The organism is Streptomyces sp. RG80 (genome assembly GCF_040446465.1).
Taxonomy (GTDB): domain Bacteria; phylum Actinomycetota; class Actinomycetes; order Streptomycetales; family Streptomycetaceae; genus Streptomyces.
In genome coordinates this window covers 651,055-674,591 of the sequence record NZ_JBEAAJ010000006.1, presented here as the reverse complement: position 1 = coordinate 674,591, position 23,537 = coordinate 651,055, and the positions used below count along the sequence as shown (strand labels likewise).

Here is a 23,537-nt window from a genome sequence, read left to right as displayed (position 1 = left end):
CATCGAGGCCCTGCGCGCCTTCGACCTGGTCTTCGTCTTCAACAAGGGCGCCGAGGGCACCGAGTTGCTGTCCATCCTGGTGACCAACAACATCATCGGTGAGTCCAGCCGTATCGGATACGGCTCCGCGATCGCGGTCGTCCTCCTGCTGATCTCGCTCGTCGTGATCATTCCTTACCTGGTGTCCACCTTCCGGAAGGAGCGACGAGCATGAGCACCACCGTCATGACCAAGGTCCGTACGCCCGTGCGCCCCGCCCGGGTCCTGCTGCACCTCTTCCTCACGGGCGCGGCGCTGGCCTGGCTCGCCCCGCTGCTGTGGGCGCTGTACTCGGCGATGCGGCCGTACGCGGAGACCAGCGAGAAGGGCTACGTGTCCTGGCCCGACAAACTGAGCTTCGACAACTTCACCAACGCGTTCACGCATTCGGACATGGGGCACTACTTCGTCAACACGATGATCATCGCTGTGCCGGCGGTACTGGTGACGCTGTTCCTGTCGTCGATGGTGGCGTTCTACGTCAGCCGCTTCGACTTCCGCCTCAACCTCGCCCTGCTGCTGGTCTTCACGGCCGGCAACCTGCTCCCCCAGCAGGTCATCATCACCCCGCTGTACCGCCTCTACCTGCTCGTCGACCTGCCCGGCATCACCATGTCCGGCAAGCTGTACGACTCCGCGCTCGGCCTGGTCCTCATCCATGTGGCGTTCCAGTCCGGCTTCTGCGCCTTCGTACTCGCCAACTACATGCGCTCGCTGCCGCACGAACTGACCGAAGCCGCCCTGGTCGACGGCGCCTCGGTATGGCGCATGTACTGGCAGATCGTGCTGCCGCTGTGCCGTCCGGCGATGGCGGCCCTGGGCACGTTGCTGTCCATCTGGATCTACAACGACTTCTTCTGGGCCCTGGTCCTCATCTCCACCGGCGAGAACATGCCGATCACCTCCGCGCTGAACAACCTGACCGGGGCGTACTTCACCGACCCCAACCTGGTCGCCGCCGGCGCCCTGCTCACCGCGATCCCCACCCTGATCGTCTACTTCGTGCTGCAACGGCAGTTCGTCGGCGGCCTCACGCTGGGCGCCAACAAGGGCTGACACGTCCCCACTTGCCCCTCCCCTACACCCCTCCCGGAGCACCACCAGTGAGTACCGCACGCCGTCTTCGCATTCCCGGCATCGCCTACGGAGGTGACTACAACCCCGAGCAGTGGCCCGAAGAGGTCTGGGCCGAGGACATGCGCCTGATGCGTGAGGCCGGGGTGACCATGGTCAGCGTCGGTATCTTCTCCTGGGCGCTGCTGGAGCCGGCCGAGGGCGTCTACGACTTCGCCCGCATGGACAAGATCCTCGACCTGCTCCACGCCAACGGCATCGCCGCCGATCTGGCGACACCGACGGCGGCACCGCCGGCCTGGTTCTTCCGCAAGCACCCGGAGGCGCTGCCGGTCGACAAGGACGGCCGCACCCTGTCGTACGGCAGCCGCCAGACCTTCTGCCCGTCCAGCCCCGCCTACCGCCGAGCGGCACTACGCATCACCGAAGCCCTCGCCGAGCGCTACGCCACCCACCCGGCCGTCGCCATGTGGCACATCCACAACGAGTACGGCTGCCACAACGACGCCTGCTACTGCGACATGAGCGCCGCCGCCTTCCGCACCTGGCTGCGCGCCCGCTACGGCGACGACCTGGACGCCCTCAACCACGCCTGGGGCACCACCTTCTGGAGTCAGTGGTACTACTCGTGGGACCAGATCCAGCCGCCCCGAACCACCGCGGCGCCCCCGAACCCCACCCACCGGCTCGACTGGCGCCGCTTCTGCTCCGACGAGCTGCTCTCCCTGTGCACCGCCGAACGCGAGGTACTGCGCCGGGCCGCTCCGGACACCCCCGCCACCACCAACTTCCTGATCCTGCGCACCATCGACGCTCTCGACTACTGGCGTTGGGCACCCGAACTGGACATCCTCTCCAACGACCACTATCTGCTGTCCGACGACCCGGAGTCCGAGGTCGACATCGCCCTCCACGGCGACCTGATGCGGTCACTCGCGGGCGGCCCGTGGTTCCTCATGGAGCACTCGACCGGCGCCGTCAACTGGCAGCCCGTCAACCGCGCCAAGCTCCCCGGGGAAATGCGCCGCAACGCGCTCGCGCACGTGGCCCACGGCGCTGACGGCATCGCGTTCTTCCAGTGGCGGGCGGCGAAAGCCGGCGCCGAGCAGTGGCACTCGGCGATGCTCCCGCACGCCGGCACCGACAGCCAGATCTGGCGCGACGTCGTCCAACTCGGCGCCGACCTCAAGGCGTTGGCCGAAGTGCGGGACTCCGCGGTCACGGCCGAGGTGGCCATCGTGTGGGACTGGGACGCCCGTTGGGCACTGGAACTGCCCTCCCAGCCCAGCGGCGAGCTGCGCTACCAGGACCTGGTGCGGGACTGGTACACCCCGCTGTGGCGGGCCGGAGTGTCCGTCGACTTCGTACGAGCCGACGACCCCCGACTCGACCGCTACAAACTCGTTCTGGCGCCGTCGCTGTACCTGGTGACCGAGACGGCCGCGGCGAACCTCACCCGGTTCGCCGAGCGCGGGGGCACCCTGGCCGTCGGTTTCCACAGCGGCATGGTCGACGAGAACGCCCATGTGTACCTGGGCGGTTACCCCGGCGCGTTCCGCGATGTGCTCGGCGTGATCACCGACGAGCTCTTCCCCCTGCTGCCGGGGACGACGACCGGCCTGGCCGGCGACGTCCCTGCCGGGGCGATGGCCGATCTGTGGTCGGAACGCGTTCGGCTCACGGGCGCGCAGTCCGTGGTCACGTACGCCGACGGCCCTTTGGCGGGCCACCCTGCCGTCACTCGCCACCGGCACGGCGACGGCATCGCCTGGTATGTGGCCACCCGGCCCGACCAGGACACGCTCGCCGCCCTGCTCGACCGTATCCGTCAGGACGCCGGCGTCACACCGGAGCAGGACATACCCGTCGGGGTCGAGGTCGTCCGGCGCCGGGGTGCGGAGGCCGACTATCTGTTCCTCATCGACCACACCGGAAAGGGCGCCGAAGTGCTCGCCGAAGGCGTCGAACTCCTTACCGGCAAGCCGGTCTCCGGCACCGTCAGCGTCCCACCGGGAGGCGTTGCCGTCGTCCGTGAGCCACGCTGACCGGGCGCGGGTGTGTCGCGCGGGTGACCTGCTCAGCCGACGAGGTGCGCGACGGCTTTGGGTGAAGGGCCGTACTGGTTGGCGCCCGGGGCACCGTCCCGCGTCATGCCCACGAGGTAGATGATCGGACCGGCGGCCGGGATCAGGGCGATGAGCATCCTCCGGCCGGACTTTCCGGTGTCGTGCAGCCGTCGGACCGAGACGGTCAGCATGGGCGCGACGAAGGGAAGCAGGAGGATGTTCAGCAGCGGGACCTCGATCGCGAGGCTGGTTCCGGCGATCACAAGGGTGGCGATCACGTACACCACCGAGAACCACCAGTACTCCGCGCGCCGGGCGCGACCCGAGAAGGTGGCGTACTTGGTGAGGCACGTGCGTACCGCATCGGTGAACGACATGCTGGTCACGGCGGATCCTTTCGCAGAAATTGGATAGCACTATCCACTTCACGATCCGGATAGGTCACTCCGGTTCGACGGGGCGAGCGTAGCACCAGAAATGGATAAGGCAATCCGATTGCTAGACTCGCCGCCATGAACACTGGCGCCCACCACTCCGACGGTCACGCCGCTCAGCAGCCGCCTCTGCGCAGTGACGCCGAGCGCAACCGGGAGCGGATCATCGCCGCCGCGCGCACGGTGTTCGCGAGGGACGGACTGAACGCCTCCATGGCCTCCGTGGCCCGCGAGGCGGGGGTCGGCATCGCCACCATGTTCCGCCGCTTCCCCACCAAGGAAGAACTGGTCGACGCCGTCTTCTCCGACCGCATGGGGGCCTACGCCGACGCGGTCGCCGTCGCCCTGGACGACCCCGACCCCTGGAACGGCTTCGTCGGCTACATCGAGGCCGCCTGCGCCATGCAGGCCGCCGACAACGGCTTCGCCGACGTCCTGACCATGACCTTCCCCACCGCCAAGGTCCTGGAGCAACGCCGAAGCGAGGCCTACGAGGCCATGCTGAGCCTCATCGAGCGCGCCAAGGCCACCGGGCGTCTGCGTGAGGACTTCGACCCCTCGGACCTGGTACTGATCCACATGGCCAACGCCGGCATCGTCAACGCCACCGGCGACTCCGCCCCCGACGCCTGGCGACGCGTCGTCGCCCTGCTCATCCAGTCCCTGGAGACCCCGGCGCGCGGCCCCCTGCCCGCCTCACCCGGGCACGAACCCCTCTACAAGGCCATGCTCCGCGCCGGCCAGGCCACCTCCACGCCACCGCCGGGCAAGAGCAACTGACCTCGAGGGCCGGGCCGAGACACGCCCCGCTCCCCACATAGCCGTCGAGTGACGCACATCACATCTCCTACGAGAAATAAATGGACCGACCGGCCCACTTAATTCGATCAACGGCAGACACAGTCGGCACGCCCCAGACGACGCGCCGCTGACCGATCAGGAGGCCCCCATGCCCCAATCCGTGTCGCCTCGGACCGGCCCATCCCTGACGCCCCACAGGACAAAGCAGAAGACAGCGCGCGTCATGCCGCTGTGGGAAGCGGCCAAGACGCAGCGTCTGAGCAGCTTGGCGCACGATGCCGGGGCGATCGGGTGAGTTGCCTGGCCGCGTGTTCCGGCCTCCTCCTCGTGTCCGTCCGTAAGGAGACCTACGTCGAGACCGGCTGGACACCCCCCGCGTTGTTCGCGGTGGCTACCGGGGCGTCGACCGGGGGCCGCCTGTGGCTCGCGGCGCTGCCATCCATCGCCGTACCCCTTCTGGCGTGGTACGCCGCAGGACACCTTCCGTACGAGAAGGCGAAGCAGCCACGCGGGCCCGCGAACGCCTTGCACGCCGGGGATTCGCGGGGACGGGTGTTGCCGTTCCGGCCGCGCGCCCAGGCGCCTGAACCGACGCGCACCCCGGAACCCGCCCCGCTGCGAGAGGCGGGCTGACAGCCATGGACATCGGGTCCTGGATCGAGGCCGCCGGATGGTGGTCGTACCTCGTCGTGTTCGTCCTCACGGCCGGCGAGACCAGCGCCTTCATCGGTGTACTGCTGCCCGGCGAGACCGTCATCCTCCTCGCGTCCGCGATCGCGGGCCGAGGCGACCTCAACCCCGTGCTCCTCGCCGTCCTTGTCGTGGCCGGTGGTATGACCGGCGACAGTCTCGGCTACGCCCTGGGGCACTGGTACGGGCGACGGCCGAACGCCCGGCTGATGCACCGGGCACGGCCCGGCAGCCGGATCGGACAGGCCCATGACTTCCTGATGCGGCACGGCGGGGCGGCGGTCGTCGGGGGCCGGTTCATCGGGTTCGTACGTACTTTCCTGCCGTTCGCCGCCGGGGCGTCCGGCATGCCGTATCACCGCTTCTTCCTCTTCAGCACCGTCGCCTCGCTGATCTGGGGAATCGGAAATGTGCTCCTGGGCTACTTCGCCGGCGCCGCCGCCACCGACCTCCTGCACGCGGCCAGACCGATCGGCGCGGCCGTGTTCGCCGCCGTGGCTGTGGCGCTGTTCGGTCTCGTGTGGTTGCTCAGGCGTCGCCGCGGCGGCGCGCAGGTGTCGGCCGTCGTGGTGGCCTCCGGCGCGGCCGTTCGGCGCGCTGAACAGGAACCGAGCCACCTCATCACCTCTTCGAAGGAGTAGTGGCCCATGGGATTCAAGGGTGCGGAACTGGCGGTCGTACCGCTGGACGCGGAACGTGCCAAGGACGCGACCGTCACCGGCGCCAGGGCCTCGAACCTGGCCCGTGCCGCCTTGGCGGGGCTGCCCGTGCTGCCGGGGTTCGTGCTGGTGCCCACCGATCAGGCACCGGGGGCGGCCACCGGGGAGGACGCGGTGCGCTCCGCGTGGCGGGCACTGGCCGGCCCCGAGGAGCGGGCGTTGGTCGTGCGTTCGTCCTCCGCCCACGAGGACACCGAGGACTCCTCCATGGCGGGGCGGTTCGAGTCGGTGCTGGATGTGCGGGGCTGGGAGGAGTTCACCATCGCGGTGCAGATCGTCCTCGACTCGGCCGGACGAGTCAGGCCGCTGCGCCCACCGGCGGAGGACCCGGACGGGGACGGAATGGCGGTGCTGGTGCAGCCGATGCTCCGGTCCACCGTCGGCGGCGTGATGTTCGGCGCCGACCCGGTCGAGGGCCGCACCGACCGGATCCTCGTCAGCGCGGTGCCCGGCGGGCCGCACCAACTCGTCGACGGCAGCACCCAGGGCGTGCGCTATCAACTGACCCGCCTCGCCCGGCTTGTGCGCACCGACCCGGCCGAGGCACGCGGTCACCGGCTCCTGTCCCACCGGCGGCGAGTGGGGCTGGTGGACCTGGCCAAGAGGACCGAGCGGGCGTTCGGCGGACCCCAGGACATGGAGTTCGGCTTCGACGCCGACGGAAAGCTGTGGCTGTTCCAGGCCCGGCCCATCACCGCGATGGCGGCCCGACCGCTGCGCGGAGCACGTCTGTTGGGCCCCGGTCCGGTCGCCGAGACCCTGCCCGGGGTGCTCCAGCCACTCGAGGAGGACCTGTGGGTGGCCCCGATGTCCCACGGCCTCACCCTCGCCCTCGACATCGCCGGCGCCGCGCCCCGGCGACAACTGCGCAGGCTGCCGGTGGTGACCAGCGTGGAGGGACGGGCCGCCGCCGATCTGCGACTGCTGGGCGCCGTCCCGTCCGCCCGTCCCGTCCTGGACTTCATCAACCCGGCGCCGGGGGCCCGCCGGGCGGGCGCGGCCTGGCGGATCGGGCGGCTGCGGTCGGCGCTGCCGCTGCTGGCCGTCGACCTGACAGCGGACGTGGACCGGCAGCTGTCCGACTTCCCCCCGCCCCGGGAAATGCTCAGCGGCCAGCTGCTGGACGCCGTCGCCTGGGGCCGGCACGTCCTGTCGTCCCTGCACGCCCAGGAGTCCCTGGCAGGCGCGCTCCTCGGCGCGGGCAGCGGCGCCACCGCGGCAGGCGAAGCCCTCGCGGAACTGACAGAAGGCCGCAGGCGGGGCCTGAGCGACGAGCAGCTCCTGGAACGCCACCCCGTTCTGCTGGCCCTGCTCCCACCGACCCTCGGCGACCGCCCACCGCTGCCCGAACAGACCGGATGGACCACGGCACCGCGCGGTGTGGGCGCCCTGCCCGTACGGGAGGCGCTGAGGCTACGCATCCGTTGGGTGCAGGAAATGCAGGCGCAGATGGTGCGGGAACTCGCGCAGCGCGTGGACGTCGGTGAGTGCGGGTTCGGGTCCTCCCGTCTGGTGCTGCTGCGCTGGGAGGAACTGGTCGAGGCGGCGGACGGCAAGGGGTTGCCGGCCGATCTCGCCGAGCGACTGCCCCGCGAGGACACCGGTCCGCTGCCGGCAGCCTTCCGTCTGGCCGACGGCCACCCCGTGGCCCAACTCCCGCCCGGACACCGGACCTCGGGCGAGGGCCAGGGGGCCGGCGGCGGCTTCGGCACCGGAACGGCCTGGGACGGCCACGGCCACCGCCCCGAGCACCCCGTGCTCGTGGTCCGCTCCCTCGACCCCGCCCTGGCCCCACTGCTGCCGGGCCTGACCGGGCTCGTCGCGGAGACCGGCAGCGCCCTGTCCCACCTCGCGGTGCTGGCCCGCGAATACCGGGTGCCCACCGCGGTCGGCGTCCCGGCGGCCGTCGACCGCTTCCCCGCCGGAACACCACTGACCGTCGACGGCGGGACAGGAGAAGTGACCGTGGGCGACACCGCCGGTGCGGCACCGGAATCTGCTTCGACACGTGAGGAGTCCGCGGCATGAAGGCCATCAGACTGGTCGGCTACACCTTCGGCGGCCTGTCCGCCGCCTACGCCGGCTACTACACCGTCCTGTACCTGACCCGTTGGGAATGGCAGCGGGCCCTGATCTCCGCCGCCCTGCTCATCATCGTCGAGGTCTTCCTCGCCACCGTCCTGCTCCTCACTCGCCTGAGCCGCCTGGAAGGACGGCTGGAGCAGTCCGACGCCCGCGTCGAGGAGGTCCGCAAGCGTCTCGAACAGACCCGTGACCCGGTGCCGAACCGCTTCAACTGGCTGGCCTCCGTGGACCGGACGGAGCTGAACGGCACGCATCGCACGTTCGTCTTCGTCCCCGTCCTCATGGTGGCCGGCGCGGCCCTGTCCGGGATCGCCATGGTCATCCAGAAGGTGGCCGGAGCCACCGCTCGGCCAGGCGCCGAGCGCCGCCTGGCCGGACGCCTGGCGGCGCTGACCGCCCCGCCGCTCACCGCGACCGCACCTCTGGAGAGCCGCCCGGCGGTACCGCCGACCCGCACCGGCCGCAAGCTGCTCACCCTCACGGCGGCCGTGGGTGGCCTGCTCCTGGTGCCCGTTCTGTGGTCCGCCCTGGCGGACGCGACCCAGACCCGGGCCGAGGAGGCCCCCGCCTCGGCGAGCACCACGATGGTCTTCCGCGTCGAGACGTACGGCGACCGCAGCGAGAGGGCCGTCCAACTGGCCGCGCAGGACCTGTGGGAGACCTGCCGCCGGTCCACCGCGGCCGCGAACGACAGCGCCACGCTGAACCGTATGAACGACGGCGTCTACACCGGCGTCATCCGCCCCGCCCTGCCACCGCACGACGTGATGCGCCTGCGCGGCTGCCTCCAGGACGCCAACACCAATCGCACCACCGCCGTCGTCCTGGGCGAAGGACAGGCGGAACACCGGAGCTGAAGGTCTACCAAGAAGCACGGGAGAGGTCGATGGGCAACCGGTACGCCCTATCCATTTCATGGTGTACGGTGGCAACAGTGAACCGGAAAGGCCTATCCGGTTGCGATACGGATAGACCTTTCCGAATGCATCTTCCTTCGACTGAGCTTGGGAAAGGATCATTGTGACCAGCATCGCCATCATCGGAGCCGGACCCCAGCTGGGCCTGGCCATCGCCCGCACCTTCGGCTCCCAGGGCTACGACGTCGCCCTGATCTCCCGCAATCCCGAGAAGCTCGACGGTCTCGTCGGCACGCTCACCGCCGAGGGCATCACCGCCGCCGCCTTCCCCGCGGACGTACTCGACCGCGACGCACTCACCCAGGCCCTCAAGGACGCCGCCGCCCGGTTCGGTCGCATCGACGTCCTGGAGTACTCCCCGGTCGCGGCCCTGACCACGACGCTGGTCACCCCCACCGAGGCGGAACCGGCCCACGTTCAGCACGAGATCGAGTTCCAGCTCTACGGTGCCATCACCGCCACCAAGGCGGTGTTGCCAGCGATGCGGGAGGCCGGCGCGGGCACTCTGCTCTACACCACCGGCGCCGGCTCGATCGACCCGGTCCCACAGGTCGGCAACGTCAACGCCGCCGCAGCGGCACTGCGCAACTGGGTGATCAACCTGCACAAGGAGCTGGACGGCACCGGCGTCCAGGCCGCCCACGTCGGCATCGACGTGTCGATCGGCACCCCGGCCGTCCCGGGCTTCCCGACGGCCCAACCCGAGGAGATCTCCCCCGTCTACTGGGACCTGCACACCACCAAGCGCGACCAGGCCGAACTCGTCTTCAGCCTCTGAGACGGCACCCCGGCCCGCCCCCCAACCGACTTGACGTATTCCTATATGGGAATACGATGGCTTGCATGGCACGAGCAGCGACGACGTCGGACGCGTTCAACGCGATCGCCGAGCCGCAGCGCCGGGAGATTCTGGTGCTGCTGCGGGCTGGAGAGCGGCCGGTGGGCGATGTGGCCCGGGAGCTGGGGATGAGCCAGCCGGGCGCGTCCAAGCATCTGCGGGTGCTCCGGGAAGTGGGGCTGGTGCGGGTCCGCGGGGAAGGCAAGCAGCGGCTCTACGGCCTGGACGCCCGAGGGCTGCGGCCGGTCCACGAGTGGGTCGGCGGATTCGAGCAGTTCTGGAACGAGAGCTTCGGCCGGCTCGACACCTACGTTCAGGAGCTCAAGCAGACACGTCAGGAGGGTTGACCGATGGCAGAGGCGAGGCGAGACACGCGGGCGGAGTCGACGACGGCCGATCGGGAGATCGTGATCTCTCGGGTCATCGACGCCCCACGGGAGCTGGTGTTCGAGGCGTTCACCGAGGTGCGGCACCTGTCACGGTGGTGGGGGCCGGAGGGGTTCACCACCACCACGCGGTCCTTCGAGTTCCGCGAAGGCGGGGAGTGGGTCTTCGTGCTGCACGGGCCGGACGGGACCGACTACTCCGAGTGGATCCGCTGGCTGCGGATCGTCCCCGCGGAGCGGATCGAGCTGCTGCATGGAGAGTTCCGCGACGACCCGAACGCCTTCGAGTCGGTCCTGGCCTTCACGCCCGACGGCGCGGCGACCCGGATCGTGATGCGCACTGTGTTCCTCACGAGGGAACTGCGCGACGAGGCGGTCGAGAAGTACCGCGCGGTCGAGGGCGGTCGGCAGACGCTGAGCAACCTGGCGGCCTACGTCACCGAGATCGTTCGGAAGGGGGCGGAGGGCTGATGGCCGGGAAGGTGTTCTTCAGCGTGTCGATGTCGCTGGACGGGTTCATCGCGCCCGCGTCCCTCGGGGACTTGATGGGGCGGCAGTGGATGGAACTGCAGCAATGGGTCTTTCCGCTGCGGTTCTTCCGGGAGAACCTGCAGCTGGGCGAGGGCGGCGAGGAGGGCCGCGACAACGACATCGCGCGGGAGACGTTCGAGCGCACAGGTGCGAGCGTGATGGGCAAGCGCATGTTCGACGCCGGCGAGAAGATGTGGCCGGACAAGGCGCCGTTCCACACGCCGGTCTTCGTCGTGACGCACGAGAAGCGTGACCCTTGGGAGCGGCCGGGCGGAACCACCTTCCACTTCGTCAACGACGGCATCGAGACAGCGCTCGGCCAGGCCCGCGAGGCCGCCGGCGACCGCGACGTCCGCATCGCCGGCGGCGGCGCGACGATCCTGGAGTACGTGAACGCGGGCCTGATCGACGAGTTCTCGATCGCGCTGTCACCCGTGCTGTTCGGCTCCGGAATCCGCCTGTTCGAGGGCGTGGACGCGTCCAAGGTCGCGCTGGAGCCGGTCCGTTCGGAGCCGTCGTCGCGAGTGACGCACCTGACCTACACCGTGCACCCACGGTAGCCGCGCCACCACTCCACCTCAGCGACCCGAGCACCGACGTCGCACACGCTTGGATCAGCAGGCCACTACGGCCACCGTGAACAGCTGCGTAACTGGCAGCCCCCCAGCGGTAGTTCAGTCTGGTACGCCGCTGCCGGCAGTCCTGCCTGGTCCTGCCGGACCCAGGTAACAGCGGGCCTTCCTCGTGGCCCGTCGGTGGACGAACGTCGGATCCGCGCCGTCCACACGGGAGGCGCGGAGAGGAAGAGGAGTTCTCCATGGCACTTCAGGATCAGTCGGTCCCCGTGATCGAGCGGGATCTGTTCATCGGCAACGAGTGGCGCCCGAGCACGGACGGCCGCTCGCAGTCGTTGATCAATCCGGCGACGGAAGAGCCGTTCGGCAGGGTCGCACTGGCATCGAGTACCAACGTGGATGCCGCGGTGCAGGCCGCACGGACCGCGTTCGACGAGGGACCCTGGCCCCAGCTGTCCGTGAAGGAACGAGCCGGCTACCTGCTCGCGCTCGCCGACGAGATCGAGCAGCACGCGGACGCCGTCGCCGAGGTGGTGACGGCCGAGACCGGGCTGGTCCTCGGTGCCGCCCGCGGCAACCCGCTGGCCTTCGCCGGTATGTTGCGCTACTACGCGAGCCTCGCCGATGCGACCGACCTCCACGAGGTCCGTACCGGACTGAGCGGCGTCACCGCGCGTATCGAGAAGCGGCCCGTCGGCGTCGTAGCTGCGATCGTGCCGTGGAACGCTCCGCTCGGTCTTGCCGCCTTCAAGCTTCCCCCGGCGCTCCTGGCCGGCTGCACGATCATCATGAAGCCGTCCGACTTCTCGCCGCTGAGCGCCGGATACGTCGCGGACGCCGCACTCAAGGTCGGCCTGCCGGCGGGTGTGATCAACGTCCTCACCGCCGGTCCCGAGCAGAGCCAGGAACTCGTCAGCCACCCGGGCGTGGACAAGGTGACGTTCACCGGATCGACGGGCGTGGGGCGCGCGATCGCCGCGGCCGCGGCGCCCACGCTCAAGCAGGTCACGCTCGAACTCGGCGGGAAGTCCCCGGCGTTGATCCTGCCGGACGCGGATCTCGAGCGGATCGTCTACACGCTGACGATCAATGTCTGCAACAACAACGGGGCGGTGTGCACGAATCCGAGCCGGCTGATCGTTCCGGAGAGCCGCAAGGACGAGATCGTCGGGGCGCTGGCCGAGGCGTTCGCACAGGTCAAGGTCGGCGATCCGACCGACCCGGAAGCGACGGTCGGCCCGATGATCAACAAGGCGCACTACGACAAGGTCCTCGGCTTCTTCGAGACGGCCCGCCAGGAAGGCGCGTCGTTCGCCGTCGGCGGCGGCCGCGCGCCGGGGTTCGACAAGGGCTACTACGTCCAGCCGACCATCATCACCGACGTGACGCCCGATTCCCGTGTCGCACAGGAGGAGATCTTCGGCCCCGTGACCGCGGTGCTGACCTACCGCGACGAGGACGAGGCCGAGGCGATCCGGCTGGCCAACGACACCGAGTTCGGCCTCAACGCCGCCGTCTTCGGCAGGGACGAGCAGCATGCCCTCGAGGTCGCACGCAAGATCCGCAGCGGCACGGTCTCGATCAACAACGGCATCACCATCGATCTCGGGGTGCCGTTCGGTGGCGTCAAGCAATCGGGTTACGGGCGCGAACTCGGCCCCGAGGGGCTCGACGCTTTCTACAACACGCACGCGATCTTCCTCGACGGCGAGCCGCTCGTGACGCTCTAGCCGCCGCGTGGACGACCCGGGCCCACGGACTCGTCGTGCCGAGGCGAGGGATTCACGGAGCTGCACGCCTGCGGACGCGTGATGGTCACCCGCCCGCGGCGGAGCAGGTCGACCAACGCGCCGCCACGGCCGTCAGGGCGCGGTGGCGTCGTGAGCCCGGTGTTCGCGGATCTGGTCCTGATGGTCCGCGACCCAGCTGATCAGGGACGTGACGACGTGGTGGAGGCTGCGGCCGAGAGGGGTGAGGGCGTACTCCACGCGCGGCGGCACCTCCGCGTAGGCGGTTCGGGTCACGAGGCCGTCCTGCTGGAGCTGGCGCACGGTGACGGTGAGCATCCGCTGGGAGATGCCGGGAATTTCGCGCTGCAGGTCGGTGTAGCGCAGCGGGCCGGCCTCCAGGACGGCGATCACCAGCATGCTCCACTTGTCGCCGACCCGGTCCAGCACCTGCCGGACGAAGACCATCTGCTCGGCCGGGATGCCTGCGCACGGCCCCCGACCCGCGGCGAGTTCAGGACGGTCTGCGGTGCCCATGGCGCACATTCCCCTCCGGCACAGACATCGATGTGCCTTTTGTACGGCCTTCCATACTGGTCCATCATGACGCTACGCACAAAGAGTAGGAATTGGAGGTGCGTCATGAGAGTCGAGATCTGGTCCGAGATCACCTGCCCCTGGTGCGGCCTGGGAAGCCATCGCCTGGACCGCGCCGTGGAGCGGTTCGAGCACGGCGACGAGGTGGAGGTGATCCACCGCTCGTTCCCGATCAGCGACAGCTTCGCCGTCGGCAGCACGATCAGCGTGCGCGAGGCCACATCCCGCAAGTACGGCCTGGCCGGCGCCCACCTGGAGACGACGACCCGCCAGATCGAAGCGATGGCCGAGCAGGAGGGCCTGAGCCCCTACCGGGTGCTGGACAACCAGGTCGGCAACACGCGGCTCGCCCACGAGTTCCTCGCCCACGCCTCGACCGAGGGCAAGAACCGCGTCGCGTGGGACGTCGTCTTCCGGTCCTACTTCGGTCAGGCACAGCCCGTCTTCGGCCTCGACGACCTGCTCGACCTGGCCGACGAGATCGACCTGGAGCGCGAGAAAACCCGCCGTGTGCTCACTGAGGGCCGGTACCGGCAGCAGGTGCAGGACGACCTGGAACAGGCACAGCGACTGGGGGCCACCGGCGCACCGTTCATCGTGGTCGACGGCCGGTACGGCATCCCCGGGGCGCAGGACACCGACGCCCTGCTCGGGATCATGCGTCAGGCCTGGGGCGAGACCCACCCGACCGTGCTCGTCGCCGGGAGTGACGCGGCGGTCTGCGGCCCGGACGGTTGCGCGGTTCCGGCGGACCACGCCGCGCACGGCTGATCCACCCAGGCCAACAGGCTTCCTTCTCCGCCTCCCTTTTCACCACCAGGCTGATCAGCCACGCTCACACGGACGTCTTGATCGCCTTCTCGCCGCGCTCACCGACGGCAGGACCACCGCCTCTCGAGCACAGGCAGCGGCCTGCCAGCGCGCCTTGGCACCGGCCCTCTCCCCCGCCTGCCCATAGGCACCACCGCCCTCATCTGCGCGGGCGCAGCCGGCCGAAGGCTCCACTTCCCCGGGTCCACCACGAGCACATCCATACCCTGCTGCGATCCGGGACCTCACCCCACTGAAAGGCAGCCCCCATGTCCTACCTGCTCCACATCGACTCCTCCTCCCTGGGCTCCGGCTCGGTCTCCCGCCAGGTCGCCGAATCCCTCCGCGCAGCGTGGGACGGCCCGGTCGTGCACCGTGACCTCGCGATCTCGCCCGCACCCCACCTGACCGCAGCAGGCATCACCGCCCGCATCACCGACCCCGCCCAGCACACCCCGGAACAGACCAAGGCCTCCTCGATCCAGGACGAGCTCATCGAGGAGTTCCTCGGTGCCGACGCCTATCTGTTCACCGTGCCGATGTACAACTTCTCGATGCCCTCCGTGTTCAAGGCATGGCTGGACCAGATCATGGTCGCGGACCGCACCCTGGACTTCGTCAACGGCTCCCCCGTCGCCGGCCGTCCGGCCGTCGTGATCTCCGCGCGCGGCGGCGGCTACGGCCCCGGCGCCCCCAACCACGGCCTGGACCACGTCGTGCCCGCCCTAGAGGTGATCCTGGGCCACTCACACACACTCGGACTCGACCTGACCACAGTGACCCCAGAGCTCACCCTGGCTCCCCACACCCCGGCGATGACCCCCCTCATCCCACTGCACGAAGCATCCCTGGCCGACGCCCACGACCAGGCCCGACGCTGGGCCCGAACAGTCGGCGAACCCACAGCGGCCTGACCGGAGACGACCACCGTGCGCCCCTCGAATCACCTCATCGCGACCAGGCTCCTGTCACCCATGGTCCGGGACCAGGACGATCCGGCCTCGCAGCCCGCCCGAGGCGAGGGCCTTGTGGGCTTCCGCGATCTGCTCCAGCGGATAGGTCTTCGCCACCCGCAGGCTGATCAGGCCGGCGCCCGCATAGGCCGCCAGCTTGGCCAGTCGCTCGGCGTCGGTGTGCCAGGCCATGTCGGTCATCCGTACTTCGCGGCGCGACTGGGGCGCGGAGTTGAGCAGCGACACGAACGCACCGCCGTGCCGTACGGCGTCCGCCGCCCCGGCGGCCAGGTTGGCCGCGTCGACCGCGCCGTCCACACCGCCGGGCACCAGCCGGCGCACCGTGGGCACCAGGTCGTCGTCGCGTGAGACGAAAAGCCGCGCACCGGCCTCCAGGACGAGCTTCTCGTCGCCCGGTCCCGCCTGGGCGACGACGTTCAGCCCCCGCAGTCGCGCAAGCTCGACCGTGAAGAGCCCGACCCCGCCGGCGGCGCCCGACACCAGCAGCCACTGCCCGGGCTCCAGGGCCAGCTCGTCCAGCGCCTGGTCGGCGGTGGTCGCGTTCAGCCCGACCGTGGCCAGGCCCACCAGGTCTGTTCCACTCGGCACGGGTGCGAGTTCCCAGTCTTCGAGTACGACGTACTCGGCCTGCGTGCCCAACGGCCGGTCCAGTCGCTCCTGGGTGCCGAGGACGGCGTCACCCACGGCGAATTTGGTGACGCCCTGGCCCAGCGCGGCGACCGTGCCCGCCACATCCGTGCCGAGGCCGAACTGCGGGCGTGCCGCGGTCGCGCCGTACTGGACGGTGAGCCCCGTGCGCACCATGACGTCGGCGAAGTTGACCGTGGCGCCGGCCACCTTGACCAGTACCTCTCCGGGCCCCGGCACGGGCGTCGCCACCTCGACGACCTCGATCGCCTCGGGGCCGCCGAACTCCCTCACTACTGCTGCACGCATCTGTCCTGACTTCCTCTCCGCGCGTCCCGTGTGGAAGGCGCGGGTCCGACGTTCGTCCACGGGTGACCTGCGAGGAAGGTCCACTTCTACCTGGGTCCAGCAGGGCCAGGCAGGGCTGCCGCCTGCGGCGTACCGTCGATGGGGTGGAGACGACCATCGGTGAGTTCCTGCGCACCCGACGCGAGCGCATCACGCCCGAACAGGCCGGGCTGCCCCCCAGCCTCACGCGGCGGCGGGTGCCGGGGCTGCGGCGCGAGGAGGTCGCCCTGCTCGCCGGTGTCAGCCCGGACTACTACCAACGCCTGGAGCAGGGGCGTACCCCCCAGGTCTCCGACCAGGTGCTGGACGCCGTGGCGCAGGCGCTCTCCCTCTCGGACGTGGAGACCGAGCACCTCCGCAACCTGGCTCGCCCGCGTCGAGCCGACGCCCAGGTGAGGGCCACGCCACGCGCATCGAGAGTGGTGCCCGACGAGCCGCTGGTCCGGCTGCTGGAAGCCATGGGGGACGCGCCCGCGTTGCTCCTCGACGCCCGCCTCGACATCGTCGCGGCCAACGCGGCGGCCGAGGCCGTGTTCGACGTGAGCGGCATGCCGCAGCCCCGCAACGCGGCACGCCAGCTGTTCCTGCACCCGGAGGCCCGAGCCCGGTACGCGAACTGGGAGGCGATGGCCGCGGAGTCGGTCGCCCAGCTGCGTCTGCTCACCGGGCGCCGACCCGACGACGCCGAGCTGGCAGCGCTGGTCGGTGAGTTGGCCATCCGCAGCGAGCCGTTTCGGCGGCTGTGGGCGACCGGCGACGTACGGGAGAAGCGGCTGGGCGTGACCCGTATCGTGCACCCGGTCGTCGGCACGCTCGAGTTCGACTACCACATGCTGACGGTGCCCGCACGCCCCGATCGCTCGCTGCTCACCTATCTGCCGCGGCCCGGCTCACCGACGGCTGAGGCCCTCGAGATGCTGCTGAGCTGGGTTGCCGACCGGCCCGACGCGGTCGTTCAGGAGGTCTCCGCCGCGGCACAGGAGTCCGACGGAGACGCGAGTCCGTCGACCCCCTGAGCGTCCTTGCAACGGACGCCGTCGTGACGGATGCGCACACCAGAGGTGAAATTGCCGCCACCTTGTCCGAGCGGGTGGCGGGGGCTTCGGCGTTCTATCCGCCTGTCTGAAGGCGGTTGCCCGCTGTCAGAGGCATTCGATCCACATGGTGGCGGTCCACCTGGTACCGCCCTGGTTCCCGACGAGGCTGCCCTGGCTGTCGTAGACGTAACTGACGCGACGGGTATGAGGGAGTCGGCCGTATGGCGCAGGGCGCAAGGCGTTGGCAGGTGCCGTCGCGGCGGAGACGGCTCCGGATCACGGGTTTGCCAGCTCGGCGCGGATCTGTGGGAGCACCTTCGTGCCGAGCAGTTCGATGGCGCGCAGGAAGTCGCGCTGGGGCATGCCGCCGACGTCCATCTGAAGGATCTGGCGGGTGTGACCGAGCAGTCCGTGCAGGTGGAGAATGCGGTCGGCGATCTCGTCGGGGCTGCCGACGAAGACCATGCCGCCGGGTTCGAGGGCCGCTGCGCGGTCGGCGCGAGAGGGGGCGGGGCGGCCCAGTTCGGCCATGCCCTCGGCCATCATGCGGTGCTCGTACTCCAGATACGTCGACCGGGCCTGGGCGCCGGACTCGGCGACGAATCCGTGCACGGCGACTGCGATGTCGGCGCGCTCGGCGGGATGGCCGGCCTGGGCCCACGCGGCGCGGTAGGCGCGCCCGTACCGCGCCCAGTGTTCGGGGGTGCCGCCGAGGATGCCGAGGAACATCGGCAGGCCCAACTCCACTGCTCGGCCCACCGAGTTGGGGCTGCCGCCGGTGCCCAGCCAGATCTTCAGCGGCTCGTCGGGGCGGGGGAAGACGGTGACGTCCTGCAGCGGGCGCCTGCGGTGGGGGCCGTGCCAGGTGACGTTCTCGGCGGCGTTGACCGCTATCAGCAGGTCGAGTTTTGACGCGTAGAGCATGTCGTAGTCGTGCTCATCGTGGTCGAACAGCGGGAACGTGATCGTCGACGAGCCGCGTCCGGCGACCAGTTCGACGCGTCCGGGAGCGAGGGACGCGGCGGTGGCGAGCTGCTGGAAGACCCGGATCGGGTCGTCGGTCGACAGGACGGTGACCGCGGTGCCGAGCCTGATCCGGTGCGTGACGGCCGCGGCGGCGTTGACCACGGAGGTGGGCGAGGACAGCGGCATCGCCCGCATGTGGTGCTCGCCGACTCCGAAGAAGTCCAGGCCCACGTCGTCGGCGAGCTTGATGGCCTCCAGTACGTCGCGGAGCGCCTGGGCGGTGGGGCCGTGGCTGCCGTCGGGCAGGCGCGGGGTGTTGCCGAAGGAGTAGACGCCGAGTTCGAAGGTCATGGCGGGCCGGTCCTGAGTCAGTTACTGATGGCGGGCATGGCCCGCCGGTAGCGGGCGTCGGTGAGCTGCGAGACGAGGAACGCGGCGATGTCCGCGCGGCTCATGGCTGAACCGACCTTGTCGTGGCCGAGGAACCCGGAGCGGACATGGCCGGTGGCGGGCTTGTTGGTGGGGTTGGTGATGCGGGCGATGGTGTAGTCGAGGCCGGAGCCGGTGACGGCCTCGGTCATGCCCTTCAGCTCGGCCAGCGCGTTGGGGAACAGCAGCCCGGCCGCGACGGGCAGCACCTTGTGCTTCCAGTGCGGCTTGTCCTGCGGATCGGCCAAGGACGGGGTGGCCAGGGCGATGATGCGGGCCACCCTCTGCGCCTCCATGGCCTGCACGATGGTACGGGTCCCGTCGGTGACCGCGGTGCCGGTCGTGGACCGCTTCAGGGACGGGCCGAGCGCGCTGATCACCGCGTCCGCGCCGCTGACGGCCTTCTCGATGGCCTCACGGTCGGACAACTGGCCGGTGACGACCGTGAGGTGGGAGTGGGCGAGGTCGAGCTTGGCCGGGGTGCGGACCAGGGCGGTGACCTGGTGGTCGGCGTCCAGGAGCTGCTGGACGACGAGCCGGCCGATGGCGCCGGTCGCGCCGAAGACAGTGACACGCATCAGGATGGTCCTCGCGGTGGCAGTCAGGGGCGGCGGGCTCAGAAGCTGTACGGGCCGAAGCGGCCCCAGGCCAGCAGGGCTGCCAGGATCAGCAGGACGGCGTTGAAGGCGATCGCGCCGGGTTCCTTGCGGCGGGCGTGGGTGGTCGCGGCCAGCGCCATCAGCACGGCCAGTCCGGTCGCGGCGAGCGGGGTCAGCACGGGAGCGATGTCAGTCGCCGCGGGCAGGATCAGACCGAGGGCAGCGGCGAACTCCACGATGCCGATGAGGCGGACGGTGCCCTGGGAGAAGTCGGCCGTCCAGGGCAGCTGGCCGACCAGCTTGTCCTTGGGCTGAGTGGACTTCATGACACCGGCCATGGCGAACATGGCGGCCAGCACGGCCTGGACTATCCACAAGAAGACGTTCACGTACGGGTTCCTTGAGAATGGGGGGACGGGGCGGGAGGGAGCGGATGCCCCCTCCCTGGAGCGGGGTGGTGGCCGGTCAGGCGTTGAAGACGGCCTCGGAGCGGTCGCGCTTTTCGTGAAGTTCCCAGTACAGCGGGGCGATTTCGTCGGACTCGGCCGTCGGGAAGCCCTCCGGGCCTCCCCCACCGATCCAGACGTTGATCGCCACATGTGCGGCGTGCACACCGGTGCCTGCCAGCTCCTTGTTCAGGTTGATGACCCAGTTGCGCAGCGCCGCACCGGCCGCGTTGACGTTGCCGAGCATCGGCACCGGGTCGACGGAACCGCCGCCGGAGGTGAACAGCAGGGTCCCGGCGCCGGCCTCCCGCATCGCGGGCAGGACCGCCTGAGCGGCCGTGACGGCGCCGTAGAGGACGTACTCGATCTGCGGCTGGAGGTTGTCCACCGTGACCTCGGAGGGAGCGGCCAGGACATGGCCGGGCACCGGGGAGTGCGGGGCGGGTGAGTACTCCAGTACGTCGATGCCGCCGAAGCGGGCCTTCACCGCGTCCAGGGCTGCGGTCAGGGAGGGCCGGTCCACGACATCGGCGGTGAACGCCTCCGCGGTGATGCCTTCCTGGCCGAGTTGGCCGACCAAGGTCTGGAGTTTCTCCTTGGTACGGGCGATCAGGGCGACGTCGAAGCCACGGCTGCCGAAGGTACGGGCGATGGCCAGCCCCATGCCGGGGCCGGCGCCGATGACGGCGATGGTGGGCATGCTGAACTCTCTTCGTAAGTGGGGGATCTCAGGAGCAGGAGACGGCGATCTTGCCCGGCGTACCGGAGGTGAAAGCGGCGAATGCCTCCGTGGCCCGTTCCAGTGGGTACGTGGCGGTGACGGGCACACGCAGCGCGCCGGAGGCTGCCTGTTCGGCCAGCGAGGTCAGGATCTGGGCGGTGGGGTTGGCCATGATCGTGTGGACGGTGACGTCATGCCCCTTGACGTCGTCCTGGGCCAGACCGGTGGCGGAGGCGAGCTGTCCGCCCGGCCGCAGCAGAGCGGCCAGCTGGGCGCCGTCGCCCGCCAGGTGCAGCACCGCGTCCACACCGACCGGGGCGATCGCGCGGACCTGTCCTTCCAGGTCACCGGTGAAGTCGACCACGTGGACGGTGGCGTCGGTCAGGCCGGTGACGAAGTCGGTCTGCGCGCCGGGACGGGCGGTCGCGATCACCTTCGCGCCACGGGCGGCGGCGAGCTGCACCGCCAGCCCACCCACCCCGCCGGCCGCCCCGGAGATCAGCAGCGTCTGGCCTTCGGCCAGGGCCACCGCGTCCAGGCTCCCCAGGGCGGTGGCCCCGGCCACGCCCAGCGCGCCCGCGTCCCCCGCCTCCAGGCCCGCGGGGATGCGGACGACTCCGTGGCCGGCGGGCACGGTGACGTACTGGGCCAGCGACCCGGCGCCCAGGTACGGCTTCATCACGACACCGAAGACCGCGTCGCCGACCGCGAATCCGTCCACGCCCACACCGAGCGCCTCGACGGTGCCCGCGAAGTCCCCGCCGAGAACCAGCGGGTAGCGGTGCTCCATGAACGCCTGCGTGTAGCCGGCGGCGGTGGCGATGTCGATGCCGTTCAACGAGGCGGCGGCCACCTTGATCAGCAGTTCCCCGGCCTGAGGACGAGGAGTGTCCACCTTGGTCACAGCAGGGGCCGAGGGAACGGATTCGAGCGTGAAAGCACGCATGACAGCACCACCCTTTCAAGTAAGTGGGCCGGTCGTCCCACTTTCATGGTCACTCACCGTACAGCAGAAACGGTCCACCCGTTCCACTTGGGTAGAGTGGGGGCATGACCACGTCCTCTTCCGGCCAGACGCCGTGCCAGGAGCCCGGCAAGGGACTGCGCGCCGACGCCGAACGCAACCGCTGCCTCATCCTGGCCGCCGCCCGCCGCCTCTACGCCACCAAGGGCCTCGGCGTCTCCATGGCCTCCGTCGCCCGCGAGGCAGGTGTCGGCAAAGCCACGCTCGGCCGTCGCTTCGCCACCCGGGAGGAACTCGTCAACGCGGTCTTCGCCGACCGCATGGACGCCTACGCCGACGCCGTCGCCGAGGCACTGGCCGACCCCGACCCCTGGCACGGCTTCATCGGATACCTCCACGCCGTGTGCGCCATGCAGGCCGCCGACCGCGGCTTCGCCGACGTCCTGGCCATGACCTTCCCCTCCGCCAAGGCGCTCGAGGCCCGCCGCGCCGAGGCCTACGACCGGCTGCTCGAACTCATCACCCGCGCCAAGGACACCGGGCACCTGCGCGATGACTTCACCCACCAGGACGTCGTCATCCTGCTCATCGCCAACGCCGGAGTCGTCACCGCGACCGGCGAGGCAGCCCCCGACACCTGGCGCCGCCTCGTCGGCCACATGATCCGCTCCTACGCCGCCCCCGGCGCCCCGATCCCCCCACTGCCCGAAGCCCCAGCGCCCACCGCCCTCTACCGCGCCATGGTCCGCCTCTCACAAACAGGACCGGGCACCGCCTAGGGAGCAGCCTCTTGGACCTGCGGAGGACGGGGCGGTACGCGGTACTTGGTGGCTGTGCGCACTCAATGCAACGTCGGAAGCAGGTCGGCATTTCGGCCGATCAAAGACGGCCGACGGCTGTAGGTGAGCCGCGAGTGCGACGCCGTACGGTTCGGCGAACATCGCAGCCTGGCCCGGAGGACGCCGGTCCGGTGCGCTTGCAGGGCCACTGGTCCATGCCGGAGCCCGCAGGGCCGGCGCCTCAGGACGATGAGTTTGCCGGTTGTCTGAAGTCTCCCCTGTGACATTCCCGCCCCGTCGGCGGATCAGTAAACGCCGGAGCCCGGTGTCATGGAGGAGAGAGGGAGGCACGGATGAACCATCCGATCCGGCTGTACATGTCGATGTCGCTCGACGGCTATATCGCCGGCCCGGACGATCGGCCAGGGCAGGAGCTCGGACGCAACGGTGGACGGCTCTTCAACTGGCTCGACGACCGGGAGTCCGACGGCCCCAGCGGCCAGGTCTACCGCGAAGCGACGGCAACCGGTGCGGTGATCTCCGGCCGCCGGACCTTCGAACTCGCCGGACGCTGGCAGGGCGACCACCACGACGGCGTACCGATCTTCGTCCTCACCCACCAGGTGGACGACGGGGACGTACCACCCGGCCAAGCGCGTTTCGTCACCGATGTCGAGGAATGCGCCCGTCAGGCTCGGGCAGCCGCAGCCGCAGCGGACCGGCCGGTCATGGTCCACGGGGCGGGAGCGGCCCAGGCACTTCTGCGAGCCGGGCAGCTGGACGAGATGGAGATCCACCTGGTTCCGGTCCTCCTCGGGGACGGCCGACGGCTGTTCGACCACCTGGGTGGCGAGCACATCGAACTCGACCTAGTCCGGCGGCTCGAGGATCGGGACGTCACACATCTGCGCTACCGGGTACGTCACCCCGAGGAGGCCGTGTGAAGACGCTCTTCGTCTCCTACCGCGTCACCGACCTGGACCGCTCGCTCGATTTCTACACCACCCTGGGCTACGCCGAACTGGGCAGGGTCGAGGCCGGCGACGGGGCGCACCTCGTGATCCTCAAATTCCCCGACGAACCGGCAGCCTCGCTCGAACTGGTCCACCGCCCCGGTGACCCACCGGTCGACGTGGGCAGCGGTTTCGACCACCTCGCGATCCAAGTGGACGGGCTCGCCACCACTTTGAAGACTCTGACCGAAGCCGGCCTGAGGCCCGAACCCGTCCAGTACCCGGGCGGCCCACACGGCCCGAAGACATCCTGGCTCACGGATCCGGACGGTTACCGGATCGAGTTGGTGGAGTGGCCGTCCGGACATCCCGCCGGCATCACCGCAGCGGACTTCGCCTGAGACA

25 protein-coding genes and 1 pseudogene are annotated in these 23,537 nt (G+C 70.0%); 18 read left to right on the top strand and 8 right to left on the bottom strand.

The genetic code is table 11. The features are described 5' to 3' along the window. From ABKA17_RS23830 to ABKA17_RS23820, 3 genes and pseudogenes are all read left to right on the top strand, one after another. Nucleotides 1-214, top strand: a pseudogene (locus ABKA17_RS23830) (sugar ABC transporter permease); the annotation flags it as partial. Beyond that, nucleotides 211-1,095, top strand: a complete 885-nt coding sequence (locus ABKA17_RS23825; protein WP_353694218.1) for a carbohydrate ABC transporter permease — start codon at nucleotides 211-213, stop codon at nucleotides 1,093-1,095. The pseudogene ABKA17_RS23830 and the gene ABKA17_RS23825, both read left to right, overlap by 4 nt. A 47-nt stretch (nucleotides 1,096-1,142) precedes the next feature. Continuing rightward, nucleotides 1,143-3,158: a beta-galactosidase gene (locus tag ABKA17_RS23820; protein ID WP_353694217.1), complete on the top strand. Its 2,016-nt coding sequence runs from the start codon at nucleotides 1,143-1,145 to the stop codon at nucleotides 3,156-3,158. 32 nt (nucleotides 3,159-3,190) lie between these two features. Here ABKA17_RS23820 and ABKA17_RS23815 read toward each other — a convergent pair whose 3' ends face one another. Then, the gene (locus ABKA17_RS23815; RefSeq protein WP_353694240.1) at nucleotides 3,191-3,556 is read right to left on the bottom strand and encodes a DUF805 domain-containing protein; all 366 of its coding nucleotides are present in this window, start codon (nucleotides 3,554-3,556) and stop codon (nucleotides 3,191-3,193) included. A 135-nt stretch (nucleotides 3,557-3,691) separates the two neighbouring features. Between ABKA17_RS23815 and ABKA17_RS23810 the strand changes: the two genes are divergently transcribed. From ABKA17_RS23810 to ABKA17_RS23770, 9 genes are all read left to right on the top strand, one after another. After that, on the top strand, nucleotides 3,692-4,393 hold the full coding sequence (locus tag ABKA17_RS23810; RefSeq protein ID WP_353694216.1) for a TetR/AcrR family transcriptional regulator: 702 nt from the start codon (nucleotides 3,692-3,694) through the stop codon (nucleotides 4,391-4,393). A gap of 659 nt (nucleotides 4,394-5,052) precedes the next feature. Beyond that, nucleotides 5,053-5,745, top strand: a complete 693-nt coding sequence (locus tag ABKA17_RS23805) for a DedA family protein (RefSeq protein ID WP_353694215.1) — start codon at nucleotides 5,053-5,055, stop codon at nucleotides 5,743-5,745. Nucleotides 5,746-5,751: 6 nt separating this feature from the next. Continuing rightward, on the top strand, nucleotides 5,752-7,851 hold the full coding sequence (locus ABKA17_RS23800) for a PEP/pyruvate-binding domain-containing protein (protein ID WP_353694214.1): 2,100 nt from the start codon (nucleotides 5,752-5,754) through the stop codon (nucleotides 7,849-7,851). After that, a complete protein-coding gene (locus ABKA17_RS23795; protein ID WP_353694213.1) occupies nucleotides 7,848-8,765 on the top strand; it encodes a hypothetical protein in 918 nt (305 codons plus the stop codon). The genes ABKA17_RS23800 and ABKA17_RS23795 overlap by 4 nt, the downstream gene beginning before the upstream one ends. A 163-nt stretch (nucleotides 8,766-8,928) precedes the next feature. Beyond that, nucleotides 8,929-9,603 carry an SDR family NAD(P)-dependent oxidoreductase gene (locus tag ABKA17_RS23790; RefSeq protein WP_353694212.1) on the top strand — a complete coding sequence of 225 codons (675 nt, stop codon included), beginning with the start codon at nucleotides 8,929-8,931 and terminating at the stop codon, nucleotides 9,601-9,603. Nucleotides 9,604-9,668: 65 nt separating this feature from the next. Further along, on the top strand, nucleotides 9,669-10,010 hold the full coding sequence (locus ABKA17_RS23785; RefSeq protein WP_353694211.1) for an ArsR/SmtB family transcription factor: 342 nt from the start codon (nucleotides 9,669-9,671) through the stop codon (nucleotides 10,008-10,010). A gap of 3 nt (nucleotides 10,011-10,013) precedes the next feature. Next, on the top strand, nucleotides 10,014-10,520 hold the full coding sequence (locus ABKA17_RS23780; RefSeq protein WP_353694210.1) for an SRPBCC family protein: 507 nt from the start codon (nucleotides 10,014-10,016) through the stop codon (nucleotides 10,518-10,520). Continuing rightward, entirely contained in the window at nucleotides 10,520-11,140 is a 621-nt protein-coding gene (locus tag ABKA17_RS23775) for a dihydrofolate reductase family protein (protein ID WP_353694209.1), read from the top strand. Before ABKA17_RS23780 ends, ABKA17_RS23775 begins: the two co-directional genes overlap by 1 nt. Nucleotides 11,141-11,397: 257 nt before the next feature. Next, entirely contained in the window at nucleotides 11,398-12,885 is a 1,488-nt protein-coding gene (locus ABKA17_RS23770; protein ID WP_353694208.1) for an aldehyde dehydrogenase, read from the top strand. Nucleotides 12,886-13,017: 132 nt separating this feature from the next. Here the strand turns inward: ABKA17_RS23770 and ABKA17_RS23765 are convergent, their stop codons facing one another. Next, entirely contained in the window at nucleotides 13,018-13,419 is a 402-nt protein-coding gene (locus ABKA17_RS23765) for a winged helix-turn-helix transcriptional regulator (RefSeq protein ID WP_353694207.1), read from the bottom strand. Nucleotides 13,420-13,524: 105 nt separating this feature from the next. On the opposite strand from ABKA17_RS23765, the gene ABKA17_RS23760 reads away from it, so the two are divergent. After that, on the top strand, nucleotides 13,525-14,250 hold the full coding sequence (locus ABKA17_RS23760) for a DsbA family oxidoreductase (protein ID WP_353694206.1): 726 nt from the start codon (nucleotides 13,525-13,527) through the stop codon (nucleotides 14,248-14,250). A 308-nt stretch (nucleotides 14,251-14,558) separates the two neighbouring features. Continuing rightward, the gene (locus ABKA17_RS23755; protein ID WP_353694205.1) at nucleotides 14,559-15,203 is read left to right on the top strand and encodes an FMN-dependent NADH-azoreductase; all 645 of its coding nucleotides are present in this window, start codon (nucleotides 14,559-14,561) and stop codon (nucleotides 15,201-15,203) included. A 54-nt stretch (nucleotides 15,204-15,257) separates the two neighbouring features. On the opposite strand, the gene ABKA17_RS23750 is transcribed toward ABKA17_RS23755, so the two are convergent. Beyond that, entirely contained in the window at nucleotides 15,258-16,199 is a 942-nt protein-coding gene (locus tag ABKA17_RS23750) for an NADP-dependent oxidoreductase (RefSeq protein ID WP_353694204.1), read from the bottom strand. A gap of 143 nt (nucleotides 16,200-16,342) precedes the next feature. Here ABKA17_RS23750 and ABKA17_RS23745 point away from each other — a divergent pair, with 143 nt between their 5' ends. Further along, on the top strand, nucleotides 16,343-17,254 hold the full coding sequence (locus ABKA17_RS23745; protein WP_353694203.1) for a helix-turn-helix transcriptional regulator: 912 nt from the start codon (nucleotides 16,343-16,345) through the stop codon (nucleotides 17,252-17,254). Between the two features lie 297 nt (nucleotides 17,255-17,551). On the opposite strand, the gene ABKA17_RS23740 is transcribed toward ABKA17_RS23745, so the two are convergent. The 5 genes from ABKA17_RS23740 to ABKA17_RS23720 all read right to left on the bottom strand — a co-directional run bounded on the left by ABKA17_RS23740 (nucleotide 17,552) and on the right by ABKA17_RS23720 (nucleotide 21,382). After that, the gene (locus ABKA17_RS23740) at nucleotides 17,552-18,592 is read right to left on the bottom strand and encodes an LLM class flavin-dependent oxidoreductase (RefSeq protein WP_353694202.1); all 1,041 of its coding nucleotides are present in this window, start codon (nucleotides 18,590-18,592) and stop codon (nucleotides 17,552-17,554) included. A 17-nt stretch (nucleotides 18,593-18,609) separates the two neighbouring features. Beyond that, complete coding sequence (locus ABKA17_RS23735; protein ID WP_353694201.1) at nucleotides 18,610-19,248, bottom strand: NAD(P)-dependent oxidoreductase; 639 nt, start codon at nucleotides 19,246-19,248, stop codon at nucleotides 18,610-18,612. A gap of 38 nt (nucleotides 19,249-19,286) precedes the next feature. Then, entirely contained in the window at nucleotides 19,287-19,658 is a 372-nt protein-coding gene (locus ABKA17_RS23730; protein ID WP_353694200.1) for a DoxX family protein, read from the bottom strand. A gap of 76 nt (nucleotides 19,659-19,734) precedes the next feature. After that, complete coding sequence (locus ABKA17_RS23725; protein ID WP_353694199.1) at nucleotides 19,735-20,415, bottom strand: SDR family NAD(P)-dependent oxidoreductase; 681 nt, start codon at nucleotides 20,413-20,415, stop codon at nucleotides 19,735-19,737. Nucleotides 20,416-20,443: 28 nt separating this feature from the next. Further along, the gene (locus tag ABKA17_RS23720) at nucleotides 20,444-21,382 is read right to left on the bottom strand and encodes an NADP-dependent oxidoreductase (protein ID WP_353694198.1); all 939 of its coding nucleotides are present in this window, start codon (nucleotides 21,380-21,382) and stop codon (nucleotides 20,444-20,446) included. A gap of 104 nt (nucleotides 21,383-21,486) precedes the next feature. Between ABKA17_RS23720 and ABKA17_RS23715 the strand changes: the two genes are divergently transcribed. From ABKA17_RS23715 to ABKA17_RS23705, 3 genes are all read left to right on the top strand, one after another. Beyond that, nucleotides 21,487-22,179, top strand: coding sequence for a TetR/AcrR family transcriptional regulator (locus tag ABKA17_RS23715; RefSeq protein ID WP_353694197.1), 693 nt, complete (start codon nucleotides 21,487-21,489; stop codon nucleotides 22,177-22,179). Between the two features lie 353 nt (nucleotides 22,180-22,532). Beyond that, nucleotides 22,533-23,123: a dihydrofolate reductase family protein gene (locus ABKA17_RS23710; protein WP_353694196.1), complete on the top strand. Its 591-nt coding sequence runs from the start codon at nucleotides 22,533-22,535 to the stop codon at nucleotides 23,121-23,123. Next, nucleotides 23,120-23,533, top strand: a complete 414-nt coding sequence (locus ABKA17_RS23705) for a VOC family protein (RefSeq protein WP_353694195.1) — start codon at nucleotides 23,120-23,122, stop codon at nucleotides 23,531-23,533. Before ABKA17_RS23710 ends, ABKA17_RS23705 begins: the two co-directional genes overlap by 4 nt. The last annotated feature ends 4 nt before the right edge of the window (nucleotides 23,534-23,537 follow it).